This window comes from Clostridium pacaense (assembly GCF_020709765.2).
Taxonomy (GTDB): Bacteria; Bacillota; Clostridia; order Lachnospirales; family Lachnospiraceae; genus Enterocloster; species Enterocloster hominis.
In genome coordinates, this window is record NZ_JAJFEB020000006.1 from 191,245 (window position 1) to 211,113 (window position 19,869).

General features: G+C 52.3%; 17 protein-coding genes. 13 read left to right on the forward strand and 4 right to left on the reverse strand.

The features are described from left to right. The first annotated feature begins 237 nt into the window (after window positions 1-237). The 7 genes from LK536_RS42350 (at window position 238) to LK536_RS42380 (ending at window position 7,637) form a co-directional block, all read left to right on the forward strand. Window positions 238-1,743: a sodium:solute symporter family protein gene (locus LK536_RS42350; protein ID WP_008724600.1), complete on the forward strand. Its 1,506-nt coding sequence runs from the start codon at window positions 238-240 to the stop codon at window positions 1,741-1,743. 60 nt (window positions 1,744-1,803) lie between these two features. Next, window positions 1,804-2,463 carry a helix-turn-helix transcriptional regulator gene (locus LK536_RS42355; protein WP_008724601.1) on the forward strand — a complete coding sequence of 220 codons (660 nt, stop codon included), beginning with the start codon at window positions 1,804-1,806 and terminating at the stop codon, window positions 2,461-2,463. Next, complete coding sequence (locus LK536_RS42360) at window positions 2,463-4,073, forward strand: N-acyl-D-amino-acid deacylase family protein (RefSeq protein ID WP_008724602.1); 1,611 nt, start codon at window positions 2,463-2,465, stop codon at window positions 4,071-4,073. Before LK536_RS42355 ends, LK536_RS42360 begins: the two co-directional genes overlap by 1 nt. 12 nt (window positions 4,074-4,085) lie before the next feature. Next, entirely contained in the window at window positions 4,086-5,036 is a 951-nt protein-coding gene (locus tag LK536_RS42365) for a sugar kinase (protein ID WP_120056610.1), read from the forward strand. Window positions 5,037-5,065: 29 nt separating this feature from the next. Continuing rightward, window positions 5,066-5,680 (forward strand): bifunctional 4-hydroxy-2-oxoglutarate aldolase/2-dehydro-3-deoxy-phosphogluconate aldolase, encoded by a 615-nt coding sequence (locus tag LK536_RS42370; RefSeq protein WP_008724606.1) that lies wholly within the window; start codon window positions 5,066-5,068, stop codon window positions 5,678-5,680. Between the two features lie 125 nt (window positions 5,681-5,805). Continuing rightward, on the forward strand, window positions 5,806-6,867 hold the full coding sequence (locus LK536_RS42375; RefSeq protein ID WP_227794444.1) for an L-threonylcarbamoyladenylate synthase: 1,062 nt from the start codon (window positions 5,806-5,808) through the stop codon (window positions 6,865-6,867). A gap of 95 nt (window positions 6,868-6,962) precedes the next feature. Beyond that, the gene (locus tag LK536_RS42380) at window positions 6,963-7,637 is read left to right on the forward strand and encodes a FadR/GntR family transcriptional regulator (RefSeq protein ID WP_008724610.1); all 675 of its coding nucleotides are present in this window, start codon (window positions 6,963-6,965) and stop codon (window positions 7,635-7,637) included. Between the two features lie 65 nt (window positions 7,638-7,702). Here the strand turns inward: LK536_RS42380 and LK536_RS42385 are convergent, their stop codons facing one another. The 4 genes from LK536_RS42385 to LK536_RS42400 all read right to left on the reverse strand — a co-directional run bounded on the left by LK536_RS42385 (window position 7,703) and on the right by LK536_RS42400 (window position 12,606). After that, a complete protein-coding gene (locus tag LK536_RS42385; protein WP_008724611.1) occupies window positions 7,703-9,142 on the reverse strand; it encodes a glycoside hydrolase family 32 protein in 1,440 nt (479 codons plus the stop codon). A 29-nt stretch (window positions 9,143-9,171) separates the two neighbouring features. Next, window positions 9,172-10,581, reverse strand: coding sequence for a PTS transporter subunit EIIC (locus LK536_RS42390; protein ID WP_227794443.1), 1,410 nt, complete (start codon window positions 10,579-10,581; stop codon window positions 9,172-9,174). A 140-nt stretch (window positions 10,582-10,721) separates the two neighbouring features. Further along, entirely contained in the window at window positions 10,722-11,711 is a 990-nt protein-coding gene (locus LK536_RS42395; RefSeq protein ID WP_008724616.1) for a LacI family DNA-binding transcriptional regulator, read from the reverse strand. 94 nt (window positions 11,712-11,805) lie between these two features. Further along, window positions 11,806-12,606 carry an alpha/beta hydrolase gene (locus LK536_RS42400; RefSeq protein ID WP_227794442.1) on the reverse strand — a complete coding sequence of 267 codons (801 nt, stop codon included), beginning with the start codon at window positions 12,604-12,606 and terminating at the stop codon, window positions 11,806-11,808. 325 nt (window positions 12,607-12,931) lie between these two features. Here LK536_RS42400 and LK536_RS42405 point away from each other — a divergent pair, with 325 nt between their 5' ends. The 6 genes from LK536_RS42405 to LK536_RS42430 all read left to right on the forward strand — a co-directional run bounded on the left by LK536_RS42405 (window position 12,932) and on the right by LK536_RS42430 (window position 19,866). Beyond that, a complete protein-coding gene (locus tag LK536_RS42405; RefSeq protein ID WP_227794441.1) occupies window positions 12,932-15,433 on the forward strand; it encodes a glycoside hydrolase family 31 protein in 2,502 nt (833 codons plus the stop codon). A 23-nt stretch (window positions 15,434-15,456) separates the two neighbouring features. Further along, entirely contained in the window at window positions 15,457-16,479 is a 1,023-nt protein-coding gene (locus LK536_RS42410; RefSeq protein ID WP_227794440.1) for a TRAP transporter substrate-binding protein, read from the forward strand. Window positions 16,480-16,489: 10 nt separating this feature from the next. Then, the gene (locus LK536_RS42415) at window positions 16,490-16,990 is read left to right on the forward strand and encodes a TRAP transporter small permease (RefSeq protein ID WP_227794439.1); all 501 of its coding nucleotides are present in this window, start codon (window positions 16,490-16,492) and stop codon (window positions 16,988-16,990) included. Window positions 16,991-16,992: 2 nt separating this feature from the next. Continuing rightward, window positions 16,993-18,294, forward strand: coding sequence for a TRAP transporter large permease (locus LK536_RS42420; RefSeq protein ID WP_008724626.1), 1,302 nt, complete (start codon window positions 16,993-16,995; stop codon window positions 18,292-18,294). 67 nt (window positions 18,295-18,361) lie between these two features. Next, window positions 18,362-19,417, forward strand: coding sequence for an alpha/beta hydrolase (locus LK536_RS42425; RefSeq protein ID WP_227794438.1), 1,056 nt, complete (start codon window positions 18,362-18,364; stop codon window positions 19,415-19,417). Then, complete coding sequence (locus LK536_RS42430) at window positions 19,414-19,866, forward strand: DUF3237 family protein (RefSeq protein WP_008724631.1); 453 nt, start codon at window positions 19,414-19,416, stop codon at window positions 19,864-19,866. Before LK536_RS42425 ends, LK536_RS42430 begins: the two co-directional genes overlap by 4 nt. Window positions 19,867-19,869: the final 3 nt, after the last annotated feature.

Genomic DNA, 19,869 nt, shown 5'->3' on the forward strand with positions numbered 1-19,869 from the left:
CAAATTGTTGAAGCTTACAAGGCTAAAAATAGAAAAACATGCAAAAAAGTTAGTGATTAACAGAGGATAAAGAAAAAAGTGCACAAAAAAGTTAAAAAAGATATTGACAATTTGTTTAAAGCTTATTACAATGGATTTAAACAAATTGTTGAACCGTTCAAAAATTTGGCAGAATTCAGAAACGGGTTCAGCAATCCTGTGGAACACTATCCATTTTTAATACTAAGGAGGAAGAGTATGTTAACAAAGACCCATGCAACATTCTTCATTATTGGATTCATGCTTTATGTGTGTTTGATGATTGTGGTAGGCATTATCTGCAGCAAGGGCAAATCCAAAGGAAAAGATTACCTTACGGGCGGCGGTAAGATGCCCATGTACCTCATTTTTGCCACCATGGGCGCCACCCTTATCGGCACAGGCTCGTCCATCGGCGCAACGGCCAACGGGTTTAAGAACGGTTTTGGCGGCTCTGCCTATGGTATGGGCGCTGCCCTTGGAATCCTGGCCCTGGTACTGGTGGCCAAGAAGTCCAAACTGAGGGCCAAGAACCTGCTGACCATGGCCGAGGAAGCGCAGTTCCATTACAACGGCAATAAGATGGTAAAAGCGGTCATGAGTTTCATGATGTACATCATTGAGGTTGTATGGCTGGGAAACCATATTAATGGAGGAGCCACCTATTTAAGCTATGTAACCGGAATGGACCTGACCACCTCCAAGCTGGTGGCAGTGCTTGCATTCGGAATCTATGTCATCATCGGCGGATATCTGGCAGTTGTATGGACAGACCTGATCCAGCTGACCGTGCTGGTAATCGGATTCATCGCCATTACAGCCATTGCCATACCCATGGCAGGCGGATGGGGCAATATCTCCGGGACCATCACTGCGGCGGGCAAGGCAGGCAACTTAAGCTTTTACGGTGTTAAGTCCATGGGAGGCATGGCGCTGTTCTCACTGATGTTCTCCATTGCCATCCCCTGTCTGGGCACGCCTACATACCGTATGCGTATCTACACGGCCAAGGATGACAAGACCGCAATCCGGGCTTTGAGCCTTTCTGGATGGCTGTTGTTGATTTTCTCCCTTCTTCCTGCTATTATTGGTATGGCGGCATTTACAATCGCAACCAATACAGGCGCGCAGGCAGTACTGGAACAGCCGGATTTTGCATTTACCTATATCGCAACCGTTGTGTTAGGACCGGTCCTGGGCCTTATGTTCATGATTTCCGGCCTGTCCGCGACCATGTCCTCCGGTGACTCCGATGCAATCGCAGGAGTGACCATACTGATACAGGATATCTATCCAATCATCACCGGCCGGCAGCTGGATGATGAGAAGGTTGGGAAATACTCACGGGTAGCCACCGTGGCAACCCTGCTTCTTGCCTTCTTTGCAACCCTGTTTGCAAAGGATGTCATGAGTTACATCAGCAATGTAATCGGTTCCATCATCCCGGGCGTGTCCATCGCCATGCTGTTAGGCGCATGCTGGAAGCGCGCTACCTGGCAGGGAGGTATTGCCTCGGTAGGCGTGGGTACCCTGTTTGGCGTGCTGTATCTGGCAGTGCCCGCATTCTCCAGCGCGGTGGCCGGCATTTTCACCGGACCTGCCATTCCTGCAACACTGGTAGCCCTTGCAGCGGAAGTGATTGTTTCCTTATGCACAAAGAAAGAGGAAATGTCTGAAGAAGAAAGACTGGCTCTGGTTGTTGAATCAAGAGGAGCTGTAAAATAAGCATCAGCCGGGCATCGGGATGAAGACCCGATGCCTTAAGGCATGAAGGGAGATGAAATCATGGGGTTTGTAAAAGATAATTTCGAGGTTCTTGACAGTCTGGCAAAGTGTATTGCCATCCAGTTCGGGGCGAACTGTGAAGTGGTGCTCCACGACCTTACGCTGCCGTATGACCGCACGATCGTGTCCATCTATAACGGCCATGTGACGGGCCGCGAGGTGGGCGGAGGCGGCACCAATGCGGGACTGGAGATACTGAGGGGGACAGCCATGCCTGAAGACCAGTATGGTTATATCAACTATACAAAGGATGGAAGGACACTGCGCACCTCCAGCAAGTATTTCATGGGCGAGGATGGCAGGGTAGAGGGAAGCCTCTGCATCAACCTTGATATTACAGGCCTCATGATTGGCGAGGCGGCCATGAGGGCCATCAGCGGCCAGGGCGCTGAGACAAACACCAAGGAAGTATTCACCGCGAATGTGGACGAGCTTTTGGACACCCTGATGCAGGATGCGGTACAGAGCACCGGCAGACAGCTGGCCATGCTGACCAAAGAGGACAAGGTGGCAGTGGTCCGCTATCTGGATGAGAAGGGCGCGTTCCTTATTAAGAAGTCTGCTGAGAAGGTGGCGGATTTCCTTGGTATCTCCCGGTTTACCGTGTACAATTATCTGAACGAAGGAAATGGGACAAAGGAAAGCGGGGAAGACGGATAATGGCTTCAACATTAATAAAAAACGGATTGGTTTACGACGGCCTGGGAAATGCACCCCAGAAGGCTGATATATATATAAAGGATGACAGGATTGAACGGATTGGGGAAACTATCTGCCAGGAGGCGGATCTGGTGGTGGATGCGGCAGGAAGGGCGGTGACGCCGGGATTCATCGACATACACCGCCACTGTGATGCCAAACCATTTAACAGCAAGGACTTTGGGGATGTCCTGCTGTCCCAGGGCATTACCACAACCGTGGTGGGAAACTGCGGCATCTCCATGACGCCGGCCAGCGCGGACCCGGTGCGCGCAAAGGAGATGTATGAATTCGATGAGCCGGTGCTGGGGCCGATTAAGGACAACCGGATCCGCACCTACCATGACTATATGGAAGCGCTGGATCAGACCGGGCTTCCGGTGAACTTTGGGTCCATGATAGGGACCGGGGCGGTGAAGATAACGGTCAAGGGATTTGCCGACACACCGTTCACGGATGAGGAGATGGCTGAGGCCAGGGCCTTGGTGGAGGATGCCATGAAGGAGGGAGCCGCGGGCGTGTCCGTGGGCATCATGTACCTTCCTGAATGCTACAGCACCACGGATGAGTTTGCCAGGCTGCTGGAGCCGGTGGGGCGTTACGGCGGGGTTGTGACGGCCCATATACGGGGCGAGGGCGACAGCATGGTGGACAGCGTGAAGGAAATGATTGAGATTGGACGGAAGGCAGGCTGTGCCGTGGAAATCAGCCACTTCAAGTCCTGCGGCATGGCCAATTGGGGAAAGGAAATCCACAGGGCCATCGGGCTGATTGAGGAGGCCAGGGCCAAGGGACAGGATGTGACCTGTGATTTCTATCCATATGAGGGAGGCTCCACTGCCCTGACCACCATGATCCCGCCTGTGTATGTGCGGGGGGACATGAACCGTGCGTTAAAGCGCATGGGGACTCAGGAAGGCGTTGCTGAATTCAGGGAAGCCTGCAGCGTGGCCTACGATGACTGGGATAACTTTGCAATCACCCTTGGCTGGGACAGGATACTCATATCCGGCGTTGTAAGGAAGCATAATGAAAAGTACCTGGGGATGACAGTGACGGAAGCTGCCAGGGCATTCGGGTTTGAGGATGCGGCGGCCTGTGCGGCCTGGCTGATGCACGATGAGGACGGAAGGACAGCCATCATTAACATGAGCATGTGCCAGGAGGACATTGACACGGTTGCCAGGCTTCCTTATTCCGTGGTCATATCAGATTCCATCTATGCGGACACCAATACGCCCCACCCCAGGATGTACGGTGCATTTCCAAAGATAATCCGGGAATATGTAAGGGAGAGGGGCATCCTTACCATGGAACAGGCCATCATGAAAATGACCTCCCTGCCCGCGGACCGCATGAAGCTTGAGGGACGGGGAAGGCTTGCCGAAGGGTGCTTTGCGGATGTGAACATATTTGACCCGGCAGAATTTAGGGACAATGCCACCTTCGCCGACCCTGCCAGGATGGCCGAGGGCCTGTGGCTCTGTATGGTCAACGGCAAGGCCGCTTTAAGGGATGGAAAGCCCTTAGGCGGATATCACGGAAGGAATCTGCGCATTAAGAGAAAGTAAAAGGAGGAAGACATGCCTCAGATTGTTACGGTTGGAGAGACAATGGCTGCATTTACCCCTGGTTCCACGGGATTCTTGCGGTATGTGAAAAACTATGAGATGCGGATTGCAGGCGCGGAAAGCAACCTTGCAATCGGCGTATCCAAGCTGGGACACAGCGCCGGATGGATTAGCTGTCTTGGCAGGGATGAGTTCGGGGAGTTTGTCCGAAACAGCATACGGGCCGAGGGCGTGGACACCAGCAGGGTCGTGTTTGACCCTGAGTACAGGACAGGCATCATGTTCAAGCAGGTGAGGAACGCATCGGAGACCTCGGTATTTTATTATAGGGAAAATTCCGCCGCAAGCCATATGCATCCCCGGATTCTGGATGAGGATTATCTGGCCCAGGCCGATGTCATCCATCTTACCGGGATTACGCCTGTGCTGGGGGACAGCTGCCGGGAGACTGTATTGGCTGCCATGGATCTGGCGGGAAAGCATAAAAAGCTTATCAGCTTTGACCCCAATATCCGCAGGAAGCTTTGGAAGGACAGGGACTTTGTGCCAATGCTCCGGGATATGATGTTCAGGGCCCACATCGTACTTTTGGGAGCGGATGAGGCAGAGGCCTTACTGGGGGTATCGGAAGCCGGAAGGATCATGGACCTCCTGTTTGAAAAGGGACAGGCCAGGTATGTGGCTGTAAAGGACGGGGCCAAAGGCGCTGTTGTGGGAGACAGGGGAGGATTGACGGCAATCCCGCCGTTTCCCTGTGCCAGCATTGACCCGGTGGGCGCAGGCGATGCATTCAACGCCGCCTTCCTCTGCGGCATCCTGGAAGGAAGGGATGTGGCGGACTGCGGACGGATGGGCGCTGTGGCAGGCGCCCTTGCAACGGAAACCTATGGGGATACGGAAGGGTATCCCTCCATGGAACAGATGGAAACAGCGATGAAAGGTGAGGACATCATCTACCGGTAAGGAAGCCGGAAAGAAAGGAGAGGGAACCGATGAAACATATTTTGGAGAATAACAGGATTTGTGCAATCATGCGCGGGGTGCCGTTAGGGAAGGCACTGGATTATGCGGACGCCGTATACCGCGGAGGCGTGCGGATGTTTGAAGTGGCCATGAACTCCGGGGATGCGGCAAAGCAGATTGAGCTTATGAGGAAGCATTTCGGGGACAATGCCTATGTGGGCGCAGGTACTGTGATCAGTGAAGAGCGCTGTAAGGCGGCCAGGGAGGCGGGAGCCCAGTTCTTCCTGACCCCATCGGCGACCACGGGCACCATGGAATTCTGCCGCAGATATGATATTCCTCTTCTTCCCGGCGTGCTTACCCCCACGGATGTGGCCGTCTGCCTGGAGTACGGATATAATATCATGAAGCTGTTCCCGGCCGGGGACATGCCGCCTTCCTATGTCAAAAGCCTGAAAGGGCCTTTTGACGGCACCGAGTACGTGGCTGTGGGCGGCGTCACCGCAGGCAATATCAAGACCTTCCTGGACAATGGATTTATCGGTGTGGGGATTGGAAGCAACCTGATGCCAAAGGAATACGTGAAGAATGACGAGTGGGATAAAGCGTCTGAATATGTAAAAGGGATTGTGGAATCCATATAAAAAGCGATGAACTTTACATTCCCAGCTGCCGGTGTTAAAATAAATTGGACACCGGCATTTTTGTATGCAAAAAGCATCTTGTAAAAACATCTTGCAAAAAACATCCTGGATACAGAGGTAATGACATGGAAACAAAGAGAATTATGATTGAAGATAGAAGGAATATAAAGGATGAGGAGCTGGCAGAGGCTGCCGCGGTGCTGAAAAGCGGCGGTCTTGTGGCTTTCCCCACGGAGACCGTATACGGCCTGGGCGGCAATGCCCTGGATGAAGATGCGGCCAGGAAGATTTATGCCGCCAAGGGTCGACCCTCCGACAACCCCCTGATTGCCCATATATCATGCGCGGCAGAACTGGCACCCCTGGTAAGGGAGATACCCGAGGCCGGCAGGAAACTGATGGAAGCCTTCTGGCCCGGCCCGCTGACCATGATATTCCCCAAGAGCAGTAAGGTGCCCTACGGCACCACCGGAGGGCTGGACACGGTGGCTGTCCGCATGCCCGACGACCCGGTGGCCAGCCGCCTGATTGAACTGGCCGGGGTTCCCGTCGCAGCGCCCAGCGCCAATACCTCAGGGCGTCCAAGCCCCACCACGGCGGACCATGTGTGGCAGGACATGAATGGGCGCATTGACATGATCATCGACGGGGGTCCGGTGGGAATCGGCGTGGAGTCCACCATTGTGGACGTGTCATCCCCTGTGCCGTCGGTCCTGCGCCCGGGCGCCATCACCATGGAAATGCTCAGGGAGGTGCTCGGCGAGGTGGCTGTTGACCCGGCCATACTGGGACCCATGAAGGAAGATGTGAAGCCGAAAGCGCCGGGGATGAAGTACAGGCATTATGCGCCGAAGGCAGAGCTTACGCTGGTGGAGACTACAGGGCCAGTGGAGAGCATGGTGGAGAAGGTGAAGGAACTGGCCCATGAAAAGCTCGTCCAGGGCTGCCAGGTGGGCATCATCTGTACGGACGAATCCAGGTCATGCTATGCCGAAGGCACGGTGCGCAGCATCGGCGCCAGGGAAAGCCAGGAATCGGTAGCCCATAACCTGTATGCGGTGTTGAGGGAATTTGATGATCTGAAAGTAGAATATATATTCTCGGAAAGTTTTTCAGAGGACCACCTGGGACAGGCAATCATGAACCGGCTTTCAAAGGCGGCCGGGTATAAGATTGTGCGGGTGTAAGGATTGTGTGGGTATAAGATTGTACGGGAGTAAGGGTATACGGGAGTAAGATTCTACAGGTGTAAGAATGAGATGGAACGGACAAGGAGTGCAATATGGAGAAACAGACCCTGGGGGAGATTGCTGCCCAGAAGCTTTTAGGAATGATACAGGACAAGGGGTATACGGCCGGGGATAAGCTGCCTACGGAGGCAGAGCTGGTGGAACGTCTGGGAGTGGGACGCAACACGGTCCGCGAGGCCCTGCGCATCCTTATGTCCAGGAATATCGTGACCATACGCCAGGGCTCGGGCACCTTCATATCGGACAAGAACGGGGTGGCCGACGATCCCCTGGGATTTTCCATGATAGAGGACAGGCGCAAGCTGACAGAGGATTTAATCCAGATCCGTGTGATGCTGGAACCGCCCATAGCGGCCTTGGCCGCCCAGAACGCCACGGCGGAGGATGTGCGGGTTTTAGGGGATATCCTGCTGGAACTGGAATCCTGCATGGAACGGCATGAGGATTATGCGGAAAAGGATTCCCAGTTCCATGCCCACATAGCCGGATGCAGCCACAATCTTGTCATGACCAACCTTGTGCCTGTGATTACAGACGGGGTCCGCGTATTTGCCGGCTCTGTCCGGGAGACAGAGTATGACAAGACCAGGGAATCCCATCGGAGGATTTACGAGGCAATCCGTGACCGGAGGCCGGTGGATGCCCAGCAGGCCATGTATTTCCATCTGATGTTTAATGACAACCGGTATAGGGATGAGATGAAGTAGGGAAACGGCTTTGAAAGGCAGAGGGGGAAGGATTCGCCGCCTCTGCCTTTGTTTATGGATATGGATTATAGGTAAATCCTGCCGCTCAGGACACGCTCTCCATTTTGGATATAGATTTCCACGAAGCTGTTATCCATAAAAATATCTATATCCATATGGCTGCATTGTGTGAAACTGCATCTGCGGACCGTGCCGTAGGCCGGGACAGGGAGCAGTTTAATGTTGCTCCTGTCCCATGTAACGGTACGGTCAGACATGTCTATGGTAAGGGTCCAGTAATCCATAGGCCCCCCTATTGACAATGTGTGGATACGTTTATCATTCTCAAAGGACCATTGCAGACAGGAAAGGGGGGCTGGCTGTATAAAAGGCCCGGGAGGGACAGGCTCCGTGGAAGATATCGGCGCTTCAGTGCGGGATACCGGCGTTTCTGAGTGGGATGCCGGCGCCCCGAACGCACGGATGGCTTCCGGGGCAGGTGTCATATACAGCCGTTCTTCCCGTATATGCAGTTTCCGGGGCAGCGTCAGGGCGTGGCGCCAATGGTAGGAATCCTCCGGCAGATGCTGTTCCCCGCAGCCAAACCAGCCCAATACCATGGGAGAGCCATCCTTGCCATAAAATGGCTGCGGGGCATAGAAATCAAAGCCGCAGTCAGCCTCATCTTCCCAGCAGGCCTTGAATTCCATGTTGGGGATATCAAGTTCACCAATTAAAGCAAGGGAAGTGAATTGATTGTGATAGCGGTCACCCTTTGGGGCCAGCCCAATGAGGGAGAGAAACAATACATCCTGTCCGTCAACACGGATGTATCCCGGGCACTCCACCATGGTTCCAAGGCCGGTTTCTTTTCCGTCCAGTATAATGCGGATGCATCCGTTGTAGCTCCAGTCCAGCAGATCCTGGCTGGAGTAAAGAAGCAGTCTGCCTTTTCCGTCCAGACCGGAGCCGCCTAAAAGCATGTAATAGCAGCCATCCTGTTCAAATACAAAGGGGTCGCGGATATCGCCGCTTATACCTTCGGGAGCGCCGTCAATTACCGGGTTCCCCTCATATTTGCGGATGGACCCCTGGGGCGTCATGATGGCAGCCGCCTGTTTGGGAACACGTCCGGTGCCTGTCTTATAGTTGGCAGTGTAATAGAGGTAACAGTTTCCGTCTTTTGGATTGACGAAAGCATTGCCGGAATAGCATCCGTTTTTTTCGTAAGGTTCTGATGGGATGAGAATCTGGTCACACCATTCCCAGTCAGCGAAATCCCTGGACTTGACATGGGCCCAATGCTTCATGCCGTGGCTGGGTCCAAAGGGATACCACTGATAAAACACGTGGTAATAGCCTTCATACCAGCACAGTCCATTTGGATCATTGAGCAGTCCGCAGGGAGGACAGATGTGTGCTTTTGGCCGGTAAGGGCTTTGGGAAACATCTGCTGCCAGCTGCCGCAGATAAGGCACGTTTTCTTTTGTTATGGAGGTGTATTTGTCAAAACTCCGGAATTTCAATGTAGTACCGCCTTTCTCTTTGCTGCAATTTACTTTTGGCGTAGCCTTCCTGTTTTAGCGCATACCAGGATGAATACAATGGGTAAGATGAATGCCGCAAGGTTGCCAATCACATATCCAGACAGCGCCGGAGGATATACGATTGTCAGTCCGGGAAGTCCTGTTAATGCAAAACCGATAGCCTTTACATCTAAAAGCTTCATTACAGCGCCGCCGATTCCGGCGCCTGTGATGGCACAGATAAAGGGAACCATGGAATCTTTAATATTGACTGCGAAAATAGCTGGTTCAGATACTCCAAACAGTGTTGGGAAAAAGGATGACATGGCAATCTCGCGGTTTTTGGAACGCTTTTTAGCTAACAGATACATTCCGATACAGGCACCGCCCTGGGCTATGATGGATACGGACCACAAGGGCTGGATATAGTTAAAGCCTGTATTGGCAACAAGGCTGGCTTCGATGCCTTGGATGGCATGGTGCGTACCTGTGATGACAAGGGGCTGAAGCAGGGCGGCAAATGCAAATGCTCCCACAACTCCGCAGCGGTTATAGAGGAAGTCCGTGACAATACCAAGGCCGTGTCCGATTACATTGCCAAGGGGGCCGAAGACCAGAAAAAGCGCCAGGCCGGACAGCAGCAGGGTTAGGGACGGGACTACAATGAAAGATACAACCTGGGGGACATGTTTTTGCAATGTCTTTTCAGTCTTGGCAAGAAACCAGGAAACGAGGATGGCTGAGAATACACCGCCCTGGAAACCTACAATTGGTGTCTGGATGCCAAGCAGGTTCCAATATTCAGGTAAGGCTCCGGCTGCGGCTGCATTGGCGTCCATCAGTCCGGGATGGATCATGATGCAGCCAAGTACGATGCCAAGGATTGGATTTCCGCCAAAACGCTTTACAGCAGAATAGGTAATGAGTACCGGTAAAAATGTGAAAGTGGCTGCGATGATGTTCAGGCAGGCGGCAAAGTCGGCCACGGCCTTGCTCTGATCCGCCAGTGAGCCGTCAAGTCCGAATAACCCGGCAGTGGTCAGGAGGGACTTAATACCTACAATCATGGCTGCGCCTACAAATGCGGGGATAATCGGCACAAAAATATCACTGAAAATCTTAAATGCCCGCTGAAGGGGTTTCAAATCTTCGGTTCCTTCCTTTTTGACTTCAGCCACTGTTGATACGCCCAGCCCGGTCAATTGGATGAATTCCTCATAAACAGCATCCACGGTCTTGGTGCCGTAAATAATCTGCAGCTGTCCGCTGTTAAAGAAAACCCCCTTTACGCCATCCAGGTTCTCCAACGCCTCTTTATCATACTTGGCGTTATCATTTAAAATCAGACGAAGCCGCGTGACGCAATGGGTGGCCTTAGATACATTTTCCTTACCGCCAATCAGCGGAAGCACTTCGGAAGCCATTTTCCTGTAATCCATAACTTAAATCCTCCTTGATTTTGTAGCAGAGTGAATGATACTGACAGAACGTGGAACGTTCCATGTTTGACTTCAGTATACATGGAACGTTCCACGTTGTCAATATGTATTTGAAAAAAATAAAAAAAATAAGGCCACCCTTATAACCGGGTGGTCTTGCCCTGAATGAATGTCACTGGGAATAACTTATAATGTTCAACCTCCTCACCGGCAATCTGCCGGCAGAGGGTGTCCACAGCATAAGCGGCAATCTCTTCTACTGGCTGCGCCATGGAGGATATCCGGATTCTGTCATTGGCATGGCTTTTTATACCGTCAAATCCAATAATCTGCAAGGTATCACCGGCTATGGCAGGACAGTTATAGGCCTGCAGGGAATCCATCAGATATTCTGCGTAGCGGTCAGCAGCGGCAAAGACTCCGTCCAATGGGGTTCCGTCCTGGAATTCCTGCTTTACAAAATGGTCGATTTCCCGGATGAACTCCTGGGAACCGGAGGAAGAGTAAAGCTCGGCATAAGGTATATCATTTTCGCAGCAGTAACTTACAAAACCATCCCGGCGCAGTTTGGTGACTCCGTTCTCATCAGAAAGGCGGCCTACAAATGCCAGTTTCCTGCAGCCCAGTTCCCGGAGCTTTTTGGCAGCCATCACGCCGCCCTGGAAGTTATCTGTGCTGACAAAGGGAATCCTGGAATTAAAGTACCGTTCAATGGCTACCATCGGGATGTTGGCATCTGCAACATAGGGAGCAATGTCACTGTAAGTAATGGAGAGGATTCCGTCTACCTGGTTTTCCTTTGCCATGGTGACATATTCCAGTTCCAGGTGGTAATCATTTTGGGAGTTGCACAGCAAAAGTTTATAACCGCGGCGGCGCAGTTCCTGCTCCACATCGTTGGTCAATTTGGAAAAGAAAGGGAACCAGACGGTAGGAAGTATGAGCGCCACTGTATGGGTGCGGTTGGATTTCAGGCTTCTGGCATAAGCATTCGGCACATATCCCAGTTCTTTGATGGCCTGCTCTACCTTTGCTTTATATTCCGGCCGGACCTTCACATGATTGATTACATTGGATACGGTCCCTCTGGATACTCCGGCCAACTTGGCCACATCATTTATGGTTACCATTGGTATTACCTCCTGGATGCTATGAAATCATAGTGTTGTCTACCATTGTACCAAAATACCGTTTGGATGGCTAGTACATCTTTGACCGGGCGGTTTATCTTTCCAGCATCCAGTCCAGGACCCTGCGGATATAAACATCCCAGAAATCCCAGTTATGCCCGCCTGGCCCTTCTTCGTAGACAAGGTCTGCCTGCATGTCTTCCATGCGCTTTTTCACAGAACGGTTAATCTCATATAGGAAATCCCCGGTACCGCAGGCCTGATACAGCCTGGGGGCCGTATTATCATTCCTGCACTGCCCATACAGGGCGAACAGATCCCTGTCGCTGCCGGAAAGCGCTTCCGGGTTCTGGAAGATATCATGCCATGGGAATGGGTTATCTATGGCGCCACCCGTTGCCTGCTTATATAAAACCGCGATGTCCAGCGCCCCGGACATGCTGGCAGCCTTGGCATACAGATGAGGCGCTGACAAGGCCAGGTACCAGGCTCCGTAGCCTCCCATGGAGAACCCGGCGATGTAGGTATCTTCCCTTTTTTTGGAAACGGGGAACACGCTTGTGATGAACATGGGGAGTTCTTCCGTAAAAAAGGTGCGGTAGGCGCTTCCGCGGTACATGTCCTGATAGAAGGAATTGCCTGCGGAGGCCATGACCACGGCGCAGCGCCGTTCCTGGGCATACCGCTCGATGTTGCTGTAACGGATCCAGGAGCTGAAATCCCCATATGCGCCGTGCAGAAGGTAGACCACGGGCAGCCCTGTTTCATATTGGTACTGCTTTTGTACGTCCTGGTCCACAATCTGTTCATTTCCCTGCGGGGTTGGGATGATTACATTGATTGCGATATTATTTCCCAGTGTAGAACTATAATAGTGACATGTCATACTTGCCATAAAAATCCCTCCATAATCAAAAATTATTTTCATTATACAGGAAACGAAAATCTTATACTAGACGGAAATTGCCCTGTCTGGCCTGAAAATGAACGTATATTGTTCTTTTGAATCGGATGGGATTTTTTGTAAGCAATCGTATTTTAGTGAAAATACATGATAAATAGGGGGCATTCTTATGATTTCCTAAATAAAATACGAAAAATCCCATTTCGTTCAAAAGAGCAAAATATGCAAAGTTTCAGTGTAAATACTGCAAAATCCGTCTAGCTTTTAAACCTGCTTTTCCGTATGATTGAACCAGAATGATTCAAGGAGGAACGGTATGAAGGTATGTAAAAAGGCAATTGGAATCTGCTCCAGGGATGGTTATTATTCCATTCAGACCAATTGTGTGGAAATCCGTATATGGTTTCTGACAGATTCCATCGTAAGGATCCGGGCCGGGTTTGACGGGGATTTCGCAGAAGGGTCCTACAGCCTGGTCATGACTGCATGGGAGGATCCCATGGATGATCTGATGAAGGATTACAGGAAACGGATCCAGACGGCATGGTCCGGACTGACGGATGGAGAGGAACAGGCAGTGATCCAGGGTAAACAGCTGAAGGTCGTGGTGGATAAGGAGCCGTTTGCCATCCGCATCTATGACCAGGACGGAACCATGCTCCATGGGGATATTGTGGACCTGGCCTACCAGGAAGATTCCAACCACCGCAGGATCCATACCAGCGAGATTTCGCCGGAAGATTGTTTCTATGGGTTTGGGGAAAAGAGCGGGGAGTGGAATAAAGCCCAGAAATACATGTGCATGAGCCCAAAGGATGCCATGGGCTATAACCCCAAGGAGACGGATTCCTTGTACAAGCATATTCCTTTTTATATTAAACTGAACCGCAGTACCAGAAAAGCAGTGGGGTATTTCTACCACAACACGGCTGAGTGTGATTTTGACATGGGACGTGAGAAAAGTAATTATTGGAACATGCACAGCCGTTACCGGACCGATGCGGGCGATATTGACCTGTTCTTTATTGCAGGTCCGGCTGTCCGCCAGGTTGTGGAGCGGTATACGGACCTGACGGGGAAATCCGCCATGCTTCCGCGCACGGCGCTGGGGTACCTGGGTTCATCCATGTATTACCCGGAACTGGAAGCGGACTGTGATGACGCAATCCTGGAATTCATCGATACCACGAAGGAAGAGGATATACCCGTGGACGGGTTCCAGCTCTCATCCGGATACACCTCCCAGGAAACGGAGGAAGGCTTGAAACGCTGCGTGTTCACCTGGAATAAGAAGCGTTTTAAGGATCCGAAGAAGTTCTTTTCAGAAATGAGGAAGCGGGGAATTACCGTGTCTCCCAATGTAAAGCCCGGAATCCTTCTGGCCCATCCGGATCTTGAGAAGATGAAGGAACGTGATATTTTTGTAAAGGACAGTGAGGGGGACGGACCGGGCATCGGCACCTGGTGGGGCGGAAAGGGCGTATTCGTGGACTTTACGAAACCGGCTACCAGGGCTGTTTGGAAGGACATGCTGAAAAAGTCAGTCCTGGAGATGGGGACCAGCTCTGTGTGGAACGATAACTGCGAATATGACAGCCTGGTTGATAAAGACTGCCGCTGTGATTTTGAGGGAAAAGGGACTACCATAGGCCAGGTGAAGGCTGCCATGGCTAACATCATGTGCCATGTAACGGCGGAGGCCGTGAGGGAAACCTTTGATAATACCAGGCCATTCATCGTCTGCCGTTCCGGACACGCAGGAATCCAGCGGTATGCCCAGACCTGGGCAGGGGATAACCTGACCTGCTGGGAGGCGCTTAAGTATAACATAGCCACCATCCTGGGCATGAGCCTGTCCGGCGTTGCCAACCAGGGTGCTGATATCGGAGGCTTTTACGGACCGTCCCCGGAAGCGGAGCTGATGGTAAGATGGGTGCAGAACGGCATTTTCCAGCCCAGGTTTTCCGTGCACTCCGTGAACACGGACAATACGGTAACCGAACCATGGATGTATGGGGACTGTACCGGATATATCCGGGATGCCATCAAGTTCAGGTACCGGATGATTCCCTATCTCTATTCCCTGATGGAGCGCGCCCATGAGACAGGACTTCCTATCATGGAACCTATGTGCAGTGCATTCCAGCAGGATCCGGCCTGTTATGAAGAGGGCGTGGATTTTATGATGGGCGATTCCCTTTTAGTTGCCAATGTGGTGGAAAAAGGCGCCGCGGCCCGTAGGATTTACCTGCCGCGGGAAGAGCGGTTCTATGATTTCTATACACGTAAGGCATATGAAGGCGGACAGACCATTGAGATACCGGTCACATTATCCAGCATTCCCCTGTTTGTACGCGGGGGAGCCATTATTCCCATGGCCCTGAACCAGATGGATAACCTGGCGGGGGAGAAGGCTGAAGGCATCTGCCTCTTATGCGCCCCGGACCGTGACGGTTCATTTACCCTTTATGAGGATGACGGGATTACGGAGAACTACAAAAAGGGCGGTTATCTGAAGACAGGGATTACAATGACCGCAGGCATCCGCACCATCCTTTCCTTCAGGCAGGAAGGGGATTATGAAACGGCGGTGGAGGACATGCAGATAGATATGATCCATAGGGAAAAGGCGCCGTTTGGAGTGACTGTGGATGGGGAGCAGCTGCCCCATTTCCTTCACCGGAAGAAATACGAAGCGGCCCGGGTTGGATGGTATTACAGCCAGACGATGAAATCCGTACAGATAAAGTATCCGAACCCTAAAAAAGACTATGATTTAATCATTTCATTCGAACAGTTTGATATGATTGGAATGTGAGGACAGGAAGGAGATCCATGATTATGAAAAAATTCGCAGGCTTACTGACAGCGGCCGTCCTGACCGCCCTGACCCTGGCCGGATGTGCCGGTTCGGGGGCATCGGGCAGCGCTGATGCAACGGCAGAGCATCCATTGGTGCTGAATCTGGCCCACAACCTGGCGGAGAACCATATTACGTCAATCGCCCTGCAGGAGTTTGCAGATAGTGTGGAGGAAAAGAGCGGCGGGCGTATCCAGATAAAAATCTTTCCCAACGGGACCCTTGGCTCCGAAACAGAGGTGCTGGAGCAGCTGATGGCGGGTGTGGTGGACATGACCCGCGTATCGGCCCCCGGACTTGCGACGTATAATGAAGGGTATCATGCATTTGGGCTTCCCTACATATTTGATGACAATGAGAACTACTATAAGGTAATGGGGTCAGGGCAGATGGGGGAATTTTTCCGCTCCAGTGAGGCGGACGGATTTGTCACGCTGACCTATTACACTTCAGGCTCCCGTTCCTTTTACACCATAGACCGGCCCATCCGCACACCCAAGGACCTGGACGGATTAAAGGTGCGTGTACAGGACATGAAATCCCAGACAGATATGATGAAAGCCCTTGGCGGCACTCCGGTTGCAATGGCCATGGGCGATGTGTATACCGCCCTTCAGACCGGGATCATCGATGGGACGGAGAATAATGAAACAGCGCTGACCACCGGTATGCACGGCGAAATCTGCAAGTTTTATTCAGTGGACCAGCATACCATGATTCCCGATGTCCTGGTCATTGCCACGGATACCTGGGAGAAGCTGTCACAGGAGGACAGGCAGATCCTGATTGACGCGGCAGGGGAGTCTACCAGGAACCATATCGAGAAATGGGAACAGGCAGTGGCAGAGGCAGTGGAGACAGCCACCAACGACATGGGGGTAACCTTCATTGAGGATGTGGACAAGGATGCGTTCCGCTCAGCCACGGCGGATATGATTGAGAGCTATAAGGCGCAGTATCCAAAAGTAGGGGATGTGCTTGATATCATCGATTCAGTGGAATAGGAGGGGGATTATGGAACAGTTCTTTACCAAATTAAAGCGGGGGATGATATTCCTGCTGTCATGGATTGCGGCTATCCTTCTGGTGGCCATGAGTTTTCTTGTTATTTACCAGGTATTTACCCGTTATGTGTTAAACAGCCCCAGCGATTTTACGGAGGAGATTGTCCGGTATCTGCTGATATGGACCGGTTTCATGGGCGCGGCCTATGGATTTTGCACCAGACAGCACATGGCCCTGCTTCTGCTCCATAATAAGATGACGCCTGAAAAGAGACGGCTTCTGATGATATTTATCGATGTGCTGATATTTGCCTTTGCCCTGGCAATCCTGACAGTGGGCGGCGCCAAGCTTGCAGCCAGCGCAAGAAAAGAGTTCTCGGCCCTGCTGGGCATATCCAGAAGCCTGGTATACAGCATGGCCCCAATCTCGGGAGTGTTCATCATGGTTGCACAGCTTATCAATATCTGGGAAGATGTGACCGGGATTACCATTAAGGAGGAGGATAGATAAGTATGAATATAGCGATTACTGCTCTTGTATTGTTCGGGGTTTTTGCGGTATTACTGATTCTGGGCTGCCCTATTTCCATCAGTATTGCAATTTCCTCCATTGCCACCACCCTGGTGAACCTGCCCTGGGACCAGACCAGCTTCATCGTCATGCAGAAGATGAACAGCGGCGTGGAAAGTTTTTCCCTTCTTGCGGTCCCGTTATTCATACTGGCAGGTAATATCATGAACAACGGCGGCATTGCCAGGAGGCTGATCCGGTTTGCCCAGCTTCTGTCCGGACGCATTCCAGGCTCCCTGGCACATACCAATGTGCTGGCCAACATGTTCTTCGGCGCCCTGTCCGGTTCAGCGGTGGCGGCGGCTTCCGCTATCGGAGGCATCATGGCTCCCATGGAAGAGGAGGAAGGATATGACCCTGCGTTTTCCACCTGCGTGAATATTGCATCGGCGCCAACCGGGCTTTTGATCCCGCCGACCAGCGCGTTTATCGTATACTCCACGGTTGCAGGCGGCGTATCTGTTTCAGCCCTGTTCATGGCGGGCTATATACCTGGCATATTAATGGGCCTCAGCACCATGGCCATTGCATATTGTTATGCGAAGAAGCACAACTATCCTGTGTGCCAGAAGGTTACGGCCTCAGAAGCAGTCAGGATTACCCTGGACGCCATACCCAGCCTGCTTCTGATCGTGATTGTCATCGGCGGTATTGTGGGCGGTATCTTTACGGCCACGGAAGGCGCAGGCATCTGCGTGCTGTACTGCCTGATCCTCTCGCTGTTTTACCGTTCCCTGACCAGGAAGAGCTTTATGAAAATCCTGCTCAACAGCGCGGCAACCAGCGGCATCATCCTGTTCCTGATATCCGCATCCTCGGCAATGTCATGGGTGATGGCCTATACAGGTATCCCGGCGGCCATCAGCAATGCAATCATGTCCATTTCCACCAACAAGTACGTGATCCTGCTTCTGATGAACCTGGTGCTTCTGGTGGTGGGCATGTTCCTGGATATCACACCGGCCTGCCTGATTTTCACGCCTATTTTCCTTCCCATTGTCCAGAGCCTGGGCATGGATCTGGTCCAGTTCGGCGTGGTGCTGACATTCAATATGTGTATGGGTACCATGACGCCTCCGGTAGGCTCGGTGCTGTTTGTTTCCTGCGGTATCAGCAAGGTGCCCATTGAACGGGTGTTCAAACCCCTTCTGCCCTATGTGGGGGCGCTGCTTATCGTGCTTCTTTTAGTCACCTATGTGCCGGCGGTTTCCCTGGCGCTTCCAAGGCTTATGGGACTCGTCTGATGATTCCCGCATTGCCCCGGCAGGCTTGCCGGGGCATTATTGTATCCATGATAGGAGGAATAGGAAAATGAACCAGGTAACGCCTGAAACAACCATAGGGGAGCTTTGCGGCCATGAGGAATTCAAACCCCTGTCGGATTACTTTTTTACAAACATGACGGAGGATGTATGGAACCGCCCCCTGAAGTATTATGGGTTTGAAAAATGTGGGTTTGCGGAAACATTGGAACGGATAAAGGCATTGGTTGCCAGCGGGATGCCTTTGATTTACCCGGTGTATCAGGAGGGGGATGACAAGGAAAGTGTGAAGCTTGTTTTTATGCCGCCCGTGTCCCCTGTGCTGTCCATGACGTCCAGCCATGCTTCTGGGAATTCCGGGAAGCCTTACGTGCTCATATGCCCCGGCGGCGCCTATGCGCGCCAGTGGGGCATGATTGAAGGCCTGGCTTTAGGCGCCAGGATGAACAGGCTGGGATATCCGGCGTTTGTCTTATACTACAGGACGGCGCAGAAACCGCCGTTTGACCCTCCGCTGATGCCGAAACCGATTGAGGACCTGGCTGCGGCAATCCGGCTGATTGAACACAGGGCAGAGGATTTTGGGGTCAGGAAAGAAGATTATGCGGTGGCCGGATTTTCCGCCGGGGCGCACCTTGCCGCGGAGTGGGGGACGGTTAACCATGGCTTTGCCAGATACGGGCTTAATGGGCCGGCTGCTTTGCTGCTGGGATATCCCAGCATTTCCACGGACCTGTTCTTTGATGCGGCAGAGGAAGCCGGACGGAAAGGACAAGAGGCTGACGTGTCTTATCTCAAGCGGCTGGGCGGTGGGTCATTCACCAGGGAATCCCTGAGGGAATACAGCGTTGATCATCATATGGACCGGAATTATCCTCCCGTTTATGTGACCGCATGCAAAGATGACCCCATTGTTCCGGTGGGATGCAGCTACCGTCTGATTGGGCGGCTCAGGGAACTTGGGATTCCATTTGTGGCCAATATAGCGGAGCATGGAGGCCATAGCTTCGGGCTGGGGATTGGTACAAAGGTGGACGGCTGGCCGGAACAGGCGGCAGGATTCTGGCAGCAGATGATTCTGGAAAAGGCAGGTAAAGGAAAATGAAGACCGTGGAATTAAAGGCCCTTGAGGTGATGGAAATTAATGCAGAGTGCCGGAACATAATTGAGGTGGGAGGCAACGAGGCCGGATACCAGAAGGTATTCCAGATAACAGGAGGGGACTTTCAGGGAGAAGGCATCAGGGGCAGGGTGGTGCCATGCGGTGCGGACTGGAATATAAAATACGGATATCATGGGCAGGGATATGTCTCAGAACAGGTTTATGCCAAGTATATCCTGGAAACACAGGACGGGGTCCATATTGTCATTGAAAACAGGGGCATGTATCCCTGCGGACAGGACGGGGAAGCACGGATCAGGACCTCCCCATCCTTCTTTGCCCCTGCCGGGGCCTATGAATATCTGAACTATGGCGTGTATGCGGCTGAACTCCATGCGGTCCGGGAGGAAGATGGCATCCGCGTGCGGATTGTGGTGTACCGGTTATTGTAAGGA

What these genes read in the sequence shown, in the direction of transcription:
- LK536_RS42390 (WP_227794443.1), bottom strand. Translation starts at nt 10,581, where the DNA reads ATGGATTACAGGAAAATGGCTTCCGAAGTGCTTCCGCTGATTGGCGGT.
- LK536_RS42430 (WP_008724631.1), top strand. Translation starts at nt 19,414, where the DNA reads ATGAAGACCGTGGAATTAAAGGCCCTTGAGGTGATGGAAATTAATGCA.
- LK536_RS42395 (WP_008724616.1), bottom strand. Translation starts at nt 11,711, where the DNA reads ATGGTAACCATAAATGATGTGGCCAAGTTGGCCGGAGTATCCAGAGGG.
- LK536_RS42415 (WP_227794439.1), top strand. Translation starts at nt 16,490, where the DNA reads ATGGAACAGTTCTTTACCAAATTAAAGCGGGGGATGATATTCCTGCTG.
- LK536_RS42375 (WP_227794444.1), top strand. Translation starts at nt 5,806, where the DNA reads ATGGAAACAAAGAGAATTATGATTGAAGATAGAAGGAATATAAAGGAT.
- LK536_RS42370 (WP_008724606.1), top strand. Translation starts at nt 5,066, where the DNA reads ATGAAACATATTTTGGAGAATAACAGGATTTGTGCAATCATGCGCGGG.
- LK536_RS42355 (WP_008724601.1), top strand. Translation starts at nt 1,804, where the DNA reads ATGGGGTTTGTAAAAGATAATTTCGAGGTTCTTGACAGTCTGGCAAAG.
- LK536_RS42360 (WP_008724602.1), top strand. Translation starts at nt 2,463, where the DNA reads ATGGCTTCAACATTAATAAAAAACGGATTGGTTTACGACGGCCTGGGA.
- LK536_RS42410 (WP_227794440.1), top strand. Translation starts at nt 15,457, where the DNA reads ATGAAAAAATTCGCAGGCTTACTGACAGCGGCCGTCCTGACCGCCCTG.
- LK536_RS42425 (WP_227794438.1), top strand. Translation starts at nt 18,362, where the DNA reads ATGAACCAGGTAACGCCTGAAACAACCATAGGGGAGCTTTGCGGCCAT.
- LK536_RS42350 (WP_008724600.1), top strand. Translation starts at nt 238, where the DNA reads ATGTTAACAAAGACCCATGCAACATTCTTCATTATTGGATTCATGCTT.
- LK536_RS42400 (WP_227794442.1), bottom strand. Translation starts at nt 12,606, where the DNA reads ATGGCAAGTATGACATGTCACTATTATAGTTCTACACTGGGAAATAAT.
- LK536_RS42405 (WP_227794441.1), top strand. Translation starts at nt 12,932, where the DNA reads ATGAAGGTATGTAAAAAGGCAATTGGAATCTGCTCCAGGGATGGTTAT.
- LK536_RS42380 (WP_008724610.1), top strand. Translation starts at nt 6,963, where the DNA reads ATGGAGAAACAGACCCTGGGGGAGATTGCTGCCCAGAAGCTTTTAGGA.
- LK536_RS42420 (WP_008724626.1), top strand. Translation starts at nt 16,993, where the DNA reads ATGAATATAGCGATTACTGCTCTTGTATTGTTCGGGGTTTTTGCGGTA.
- LK536_RS42365 (WP_120056610.1), top strand. Translation starts at nt 4,086, where the DNA reads ATGCCTCAGATTGTTACGGTTGGAGAGACAATGGCTGCATTTACCCCT.